We start from the raw sequence: 1,501 nt of genomic DNA on the forward strand, positions 1-1,501 counted from the left end.
GCCGAGATATAGACCAGCTTGCGGATCGACTCCTGATGGTCGAGCGGGCAATACTCCATGACAATGCGACGGGCTGCCGCCTCTTCCGTTGCCACGGCCAACAACGCGCTCGCATAGGCGACGCTACTGACGTCGCCGACAGCGCGACGCTCATCCCACTCTCGCACGACATCAGCCGCGGCCTTTTGCGCCGCGATATGCCGCTCTGTAATTTCGGCCAGGCTGAGCCCGGCCCCCTCATTCCTCGCTTCAACCATGCCGCATCAGCTCCTTTTCAAGCGGCCACCCTTCTTTCCCGTCCAGTGGAAGGCATGGCAGGCCTCGTCCTGCCCCTGCCTGTCCGGCGAGGACCGGGAGAACGGGGGACAAGCTGAAAACCGGAAGGGGGATCGCCCACCCGAAGGGCGGGCCGGAGTCCGCGGAGCGGATTCCGGCCGGTGCTGCAGGCCGTAGGCCGAAGCATGGGGAAAGCCGGTTTTCTGCTTGTGGGGGAGAGAGGGCAGAGCCCTTTCTTCCCTCTCAGTGGCATGAAGTTGGGTCGACGATATGCGTCATGCGGACGAGTCTACGCCCAACTGAGATTTCCTCTTGGCTGCATCCGGAGCCCGCGCTTATGCAGTGGAGGCTATAACTTCGGTCGTGGTCTGCACGGCATTGTGTCTGCAAATCGACCGTTTTCCTTACACTTTTGAGAATCGCCTTTATTGAGGCGACGAACAGCGGCAATCGCGTAAGGAAAATATGTTAGGAAATCTATTGACAGGAAAACGTGGTGTTTGCACTATCCTTACATGCTAATTGGATATGCCCGCGTCTCAACGGCAGACCAGAACCTCGACATGCAACGAGACGCGCTGACGCGCGCCGGATGTGAGAAAATCTTTGAGGAGAAGAAGTCCGGTAAGGCGGGGAGCAAGCGTCCGGAATTCGAGGCCGCCCTCGCCTATCTCCGGCCGCAGGACGTGCTGGTGGTGTGGAAGCTCGACTGGCTCGGTCGCTCCCTTGTCGAAATGATGCGAACAATTGACAAGCTCCGCCAGGACGGCATCAAGTTCCAAAGCCTAACCGAGCACTTCGACAGCGAGACCGCACACGGCCGGTTCGCTTTACAGATGCACGGTGCTATGGCGGAATATTTCCTGGACCTGAATCGTGAGCGGACCATGGAAGGGCTGAAGGCGGCTCTCGCCCGCGGTCGCAAAGGTGGACGAAACCCAAGCTCACTGAAGATGATATGCGAGCTGCAAAAGCCATGCTCGCGGCCGGAGATATCTCGGTAGCTGATATCGCCCGCCGCCTGGGAGTGAGCCGCGTCACCTTCTACCAATACTTCCCTCAGGCGCGGGCCCGATCGGAGCAACTAGCGAAGTGAACGGGGGTGGAGACGCGAGAGGATCGGATCTCAACGGCTCCGATACCCGCGCCGGGAATCCGAACAGACGCGGACGTTAACTCTCATTTCGCTCTTGGTCCTAGCGAGATGCTGGTGTATATCCGTAGC

At 59.4% G+C, this 1,501-nt stretch carries 1 protein-coding gene and 1 pseudogene; one reads left to right on the forward strand and one right to left on the reverse strand.

Annotation, left to right across the window (positions count from 1 at the left end):
• Nucleotides 1-257, reverse strand: a 257-nt coding sequence (locus EN780_RS34015) for a hypothetical protein (RefSeq protein WP_128276441.1), incomplete at its 3' end; no start/stop codon positions are given.
• Between the two features lie 534 nt (nt 258-791).
• Between EN780_RS34015 and EN780_RS34020 the strand changes: the two are divergent.
• Nucleotides 792-1,372, forward strand: a pseudogene (locus EN780_RS34020) (recombinase family protein).
• Nucleotides 1,373-1,501: the final 129 nt, after the last annotated feature.

The organism is Mesorhizobium sp. M4B.F.Ca.ET.089.01.1.1, assembly GCF_004022605.1.
GTDB classification, from domain to species: Bacteria; Pseudomonadota; Alphaproteobacteria; order Rhizobiales; family Rhizobiaceae; genus Mesorhizobium; species Mesorhizobium abyssinicae.